The 5035-nt window shown below is 67.6% G+C and carries 7 protein-coding genes and 1 pseudogene; all 8 read right to left on the reverse strand.

Going from position 1 to position 5035, the window contains the following annotated elements; all coding sequences use genetic code 11:
• Window positions 1–83: 83 nt before the first annotated feature.
• Window positions 84–431 (reverse strand): hypothetical protein, encoded by a 348-nt coding sequence (locus CKO41_RS18495; RefSeq protein WP_207144164.1) that lies wholly within the window; start codon window positions 429–431, stop codon window positions 84–86.
• Between the two features lie 635 nt (window positions 432–1066).
• The gene (locus tag CKO41_RS17855) at window positions 1067–1255 is read right to left on the reverse strand and encodes a type II toxin-antitoxin system RelE/ParE family toxin (RefSeq protein WP_207144167.1); all 189 of its coding nucleotides are present in this window, start codon (window positions 1253–1255) and stop codon (window positions 1067–1069) included.
• A 66-nt stretch (window positions 1256–1321) separates the two neighbouring features.
• A complete protein-coding gene (locus CKO41_RS17860) occupies window positions 1322–1489 on the reverse strand; it encodes a hypothetical protein (protein ID WP_242464418.1) in 168 nt (55 codons plus the stop codon).
• Between the two features lie 118 nt (window positions 1490–1607).
• Window positions 1608–1766, reverse strand: a complete 159-nt coding sequence (locus tag CKO41_RS17865) for a type II toxin-antitoxin system Phd/YefM family antitoxin (protein ID WP_200255520.1) — start codon at window positions 1764–1766, stop codon at window positions 1608–1610.
• An 801-nt stretch (window positions 1767–2567) separates the two neighbouring features.
• Window positions 2568–3017, reverse strand: coding sequence for a DUF192 domain-containing protein (locus CKO41_RS17870; protein WP_200383244.1), 450 nt, complete (start codon window positions 3015–3017; stop codon window positions 2568–2570).
• Between the two features lie 11 nt (window positions 3018–3028).
• Window positions 3029–3565 (reverse strand): NADH-quinone oxidoreductase subunit B family protein, encoded by a 537-nt coding sequence (locus CKO41_RS17875; RefSeq protein WP_200255532.1) that lies wholly within the window; start codon window positions 3563–3565, stop codon window positions 3029–3031.
• 13 nt (window positions 3566–3578) lie between these two features.
• Window positions 3579–4589, reverse strand: coding sequence for a hydrogenase large subunit (locus CKO41_RS17880; RefSeq protein ID WP_338115617.1), 1011 nt, complete (start codon window positions 4587–4589; stop codon window positions 3579–3581).
• Between the two features lie 165 nt (window positions 4590–4754).
• A pseudogene (locus tag CKO41_RS19065) lies at window positions 4755–4970 on the reverse strand (NADH-quinone oxidoreductase subunit C); the annotation flags it as partial.
• Window positions 4971–5035 lie beyond the last annotated feature (65 nt).

The following is a 5035-nucleotide window of genomic DNA, read 5'->3' on the forward strand; positions in this document are numbered from 1 at the left end:
ACCGTCACCTCGACCGTCACCTCCTCACCCGAGCGCTTCACCACCGTCGCCACAGCCGCACCTTCTCTTCTCGCCACAGAAGGTTACAAGATACTCCTCAATGGCACATCATGTCGAGGCCGCACCCTCTCGATGGCCCTTCGAAGCTCGGGGCTGAACGACTGCATCTCCTCTTCGGTGACCAGCTCGTTACGCCGCATCATCATCAGACAGAGTGGGGCCGAAGAGCGCCGTAGGGTATCGAAGATCCGAGCCATCTCCTTGTCCCGCTCGCGAACCATCCGCGATAGCTCGGCATGCCTGTCCTGGACCGGCATGGACCCATCTCTGCAAAGGCGCTCAACGTCATCGAGGACGCGTTGGGAGTAGCGGTCCTGGGCCTGATCCCGAATGCGTTTGTAGATCTTCCAGTCGGCTTCGCTGATATTCATTTACGCTGACATCCGAAAAGGCACTCGATTACACCCATTCTTTGGGCGAAGGGGCTAGGGCTCTCCTGCCCTACGCGACGCCGCGTTTCGGGTCCCCGCGCTGAGCCGCAAGCCCAACCGCTGGAGGTCGTCGACCAGAGGGGCACCGCCGGCAGCAGCTCGCGCGTGGCGGTGAAGATCGCACGCAAACGGGCTCCTACCACGCGAGGCTTGCAGGCCGCAGCGTGCGGTCTCGGGAATTGCGCCGTCTTGCACTAGTCCTTCCCCCCAAATCTCTCGGGTCCAGTGACCGGTGGCCGAGATCCGCCGTTAGCCAACCCGGATTCAGCCGTGTCAGGAAATTCCGCAGTGGCCTGCCAAGGATGGTTCCTTGAGCCTAAGAACGGCAGTTGACCGCTTCATCATGGATTCAAGTGGTTGAAATCGCGCGGAGGCTCTATGTGAGTCCTGCTCACCCGCTCGGGGAAGGCCGCTACGGCACCCGATGCACGTCGCGCGCGGCGCCCGGCGGTGTTACAGGTCGTTGCAATAGCTTGGCTATTGCGCCTCCTCGTGCCTTGCCGGACACCCCGCGCGGCGCACCTCGGGCACCGTCCAACTGCCGCTTTTAGGTTGAAGGTTCGACCCTGCCGTCATCAGACATGTCGGGCAGGCCCTATCCGGCCATGGAGCACTCGCACGATCTCGATCAAACTTGGTGGCTCGCCCTGGACTCGAAAGTAGATGACGTGGCTCTGCTGCGGGTAGCTGTGGAACCCCGCTGTGATTTCCGGGCGACGTTTCCACGGCTGAGGGTTGTCGTGCAGCGAGTCGAGGCGGCCCATGGTTCGGCCGAGTATAGACCCAGATCTCTCCGAGATCCGCCTCCGCCCGGACAGAAAGCCGATAGATCACTTCTTCGCAAGTCGCTCGCGGCCAGCGGCCTTGATCCGCTCGGCGAGCTTTGGCAGCGCGTCAGGCTCGTACTCGGTGTAGGCACCGCGATCGAGGTCCGCGAGCCCGACGGTGATCTCCGCGCGGAGTCGCCGGAGCTTTATGGGGCCTTGAAAAATTGCCATCCGGGCAATTTCTCAAGACGCGAAGCGAAAATGCGATTTCCGCTTCGCTTCATTTTCTGTCGCTTAGGCGACTGAAAGTGGCGGGGTATCCTTGCCCCGCGCGGGCACCTTGAATTTTTCAAGGTGCCCTTATGTCGTTCAGCTCGTCATACTCCTCCTTGGAGAGCACGACCGCGACGGCGCGATCGTGGCGCTCGATGACCACCGGCTCGCGTCGGGCGGTGTCCAGCAGTTGACCGAAGCGGGCCTTGGCGTCGTGTGCGGAGATGTTCTGCATGAGGCTTCTCGAGGCATCGCTCCAATTTGGTCAACTTAGGCGGTTTCTGTCAACAAGCCTAGCAACGATTCAAAAACAACCGGCGCATCTTCTTAAACTACGAAACACGCGAAACACGCGAAACACGCGAAATACACGAAAAGGCAGAATATACGCGGGAGAATCTGGGATTCTTTCGCGACTTTCGCGCATTTTGTAGTTTCTTGTCTTCCACGTGCTTGTATCGGTTGTTTTTGCACCGTTCCCTACCGTCTGGCGTGTCTTTTCGCCCGCCTTCTGTGTCGCGAGCGCACTCACATAGCTGGGCTAGGCTCCTGCGCTCGCTCCTTGAAGACAAACGAACGTCCGGCGTCATCCGGTCGGTTTGTTTCCGGCAATCGCGTTAGACCAAGTTACACCGAGCCACAAGCGGCGCAGGTCCGCCTCTCGGGCCGCAAAGCAGCGCTTCCGACCGGTTACAGAATGGCCTCTCAGCGCTTGTCGTGGCTCGGCGAGGGCCTTCTGGGTCATATCCTGTGACCCCGGCCGCTCCGTCTGCCGGCGCTAGCTTCTCGCTGTCAGTCGGCGCCAACTGCTTCTCCGCGAGCGCTGGACCTCGTTTTCGACGCAGGCAGCCGGCTGGCCGGGGGGTGGCTCATGCCGAGCCGGTCGCCCCTATGAGGGAGGCGATCTCGGCTCGGAGGGCTTCTTCGGCGTACCCAATGCGGCCGTAGGGATGGACTACATGGCGGTGCCGTGGGGCGCAACGCCCCGCTGCGGCCGTGGACTCAAACGTCCGGCGACCCGGGCAGTCGGTTTCGCTCAGCGGGCTGGGGGCAGCTGTTGCAGTCCGCCGATCCGATCGCCGGCGGCGATGCCGCGCTCGGCGAACCAGCCGCGGTTGACCTCCAGCGCGTAGCGGATGGGGCCGCGCGAGCAGTGGGTCGCGTCGTTGAGCGGGGCCATGTCGGCGAGGTTGAGGATGCTCCCGTCGGCGGCGATGAAGGCGACCGACAGGGGGATCAAGGTGTTGCGCATCCACATGCAGCGGCGGCCGTCGTTCGGAAAGACGAAGAGCATCCCCTGATCGGCGGGTAGGGACGGGCGGTGCATCAGGCCGATCTGGCGGTCGGCCGGTTCGAGGGCCAGTTCGACGGTGAGCCGGTGGGGGCCGACGGCGATGTCGGCCTGCGGCAGCGGCGCGGCCGTCGCCGCGGCGACGAGGCCGAGGAGCAGGAGGATCGGCACGAGGTGCAGCGGCGATGCGGGCATGGGGCTGGTCCTCAGCGGGTGGGCGTGGCGGCGCGGCGTTCGGCATGGATCGTTGCGAGCAGCCCGCGCAGCAGGTCGAGCGGCGTCGGCGGGCAGCCGGGGATCTTCACATCGACCGGGATGACGTTCTCGACGGCGCCGCAGCAGGCGTAGGAGATGCCGAACTCGCCGCCGTCGCAGGCGCAGTCGCCGGCGGCGATGACGAGCTTGGGGGCCGGCGTCGCCCGCCATGTGCGGCGCAGCGCCGTCTCCATGTGGCGGGCGACCGGGCCGGTCACGAGGAGCGCGTCGGCGTGGCGCGGCGAGGCGACGAAGTGCACGCCGAAGCGCTCCAGGTCGTGGTAGGGGTTGGTCAGGGCGTGGATCTCCAGTTCGCAGCCGTTGCACGAGCCGGCATCGACGTGGCGGATCGCGAGGCTGCCGTTCAAGCGCGCGGCGAGGGTGCGGCGCAGCTCGATGCCGAGCGCCTCGAGCTCGTCCGGCGCGTGGTCCGGTGGCGCCTCGGTGACGAGGCCGCGACTGAGTGCCTGCTTGAGGATGCGCAGCATTGGGGGCGCTCCGTTAGAGGTCGACCCCGGCGTAGGAGCCGTTGATGGATTTGTTGCAGACCGGGAAGTCCGGGACGATGTTGCCGTGGACCAGCCGTTCGAGGGCCGGCCAGGTGAACCAACTCGGGTCGCGCGGGAAGAAGCGCGCGACGCGCCCGGCCGCATCGAGGCGCACGTAGGTGAGGATCTCGCCGCGCCAGCCCTCGACGATGCCGAGTCCGGCGCGCTCGGCCCCTGCGGGGCGAGGGGCGGCGGGCGGCGCCGCGGCGATGATTGGCCCGCCCGGCAGTTGCTCCAAGATCCGATCGAGCAGCGTGAGGCTCGCGCGGATCTCGCCGATGCGCACCCGCACCCGCGCGGCGACGTCGCCGGCCGTGAAGGTCGGCACCTCGACAGCGAGCGCGTCGTAGGGCGGATAGGGACTGTCGCGGCGCACATCGAAGGCCTGGCCGCTGGCCTTGCCGACGTAGCCGGTGCAGCCCAGCGCGCGGGCGTCGGCCGGGGCGAGCCGCCCGGTCGTGAACAGGCGGTCGTCGAGCGACGGGTGGTCCTCGATGATCTCGAAGATCGGCCCCAGGGCGCGGCGCAGCTCCGCGTGATCGGCGCGCAGCGTCGCCGCGGCGGCCTCGTCGAGGTCGTGGGTGGCGCCGCCCGGTACCACCCGGTCCATCAGCAGGCGATGGCCGAAGAGGGCCTGGCTGCGCCGTTGCCACAGCTCGCGCAGCCGACCGCACTGGGCGAGCGCGAAGGCGAAGCCGACGTCGTTGCAGATGGCGCCGATGTCGCCGAGGTGGTTGGCGATGCGCTCGCGCTCGGCGAGGAGCGCGCGCAGGGAGCGCGCCCGCGGCGGCACCGCCCAGCCGGTGGCGCGCTCTAGGGCCTGGCAGGCGGCCCAGGCGTGGGCGACGGTGCTGTCGCCGGAGACGCGCGCGGCGAGCCGCGCGAGCCCCTGCGGGTCGCGTCCGACGGCGAGTCGTTCGATTCCCTTGTGGACGTAGCCGAGGCGCTCCTCGAGCCGCAGCACGTCCTCGCCGGCGACCTGGAAGCGGAAATGGCCGGGCTCGATGATGCCGGCATGGACCGGGCCGACCGGGATCTCGACGACGCCGGCCCCGAGCAGCGGCGCGAACGGGTAGTCCTGGTCGGCCGGCGTGCGCCTCGGCCGGCGCTCGGGCGGGGCGGCGTCGGGACGCAGCGGAAAGGTGCCTGCCGGCCAGGCCTGATGGCGGGTCCAGCGGCGCGGGTCCGGGTGGTCGGTGAAGCGCAGTCCGAGCAGGTCCTGGGCGTGACGCTCGAGCCGGTCGGCACCGGCGAAGACCGGGGTATGGGACGGGAGCTCGGGCTGGGCCGCCGGTACCTCGGTGGCGAGCACCAGGTAGTCGCCGTCGCGGACCAGGCAGGCTTGGACGACGAGGGTCGCCTCCCCGGCCCCCCCCTGCGGATCGCCGCCGGATTCGGGCTACGCTGGGC

The organism is Thiococcus pfennigii (assembly GCF_016583835.1).
Lineage (GTDB): Bacteria > Pseudomonadota > Gammaproteobacteria > Chromatiales > Chromatiaceae > Thiococcus > Thiococcus pfennigii.

Excerpts from the sequence above, each read along its gene's own strand:
- CKO41_RS18495 (WP_207144164.1), bottom strand. The coding sequence starts at position 431 with ATGAATATCAGCGAAGCCGACTGGAAGATCTACAAACGCATTCGGGAT.
- CKO41_RS17855 (WP_207144167.1), bottom strand. The coding sequence starts at position 1,255 with ATGGGCCGCCTCGACTCGCTGCACGACAACCCTCAGCCGTGGAAACGT.
- CKO41_RS17860 (WP_242464418.1), bottom strand. The coding sequence starts at position 1,489 with ATGGCAATTTTTCAAGGCCCCATAAAGCTCCGGCGACTCCGCGCGGAG.
- CKO41_RS17865 (WP_200255520.1), bottom strand. The coding sequence starts at position 1,766 with ATGCAGAACATCTCCGCACACGACGCCAAGGCCCGCTTCGGTCAACTG.
- CKO41_RS17870 (WP_200383244.1), bottom strand. The coding sequence starts at position 3,017 with ATGCCCGCATCGCCGCTGCACCTCGTGCCGATCCTCCTGCTCCTCGGC.
- CKO41_RS17875 (WP_200255532.1), bottom strand. The coding sequence starts at position 3,565 with ATGCTGCGCATCCTCAAGCAGGCACTCAGTCGCGGCCTCGTCACCGAG.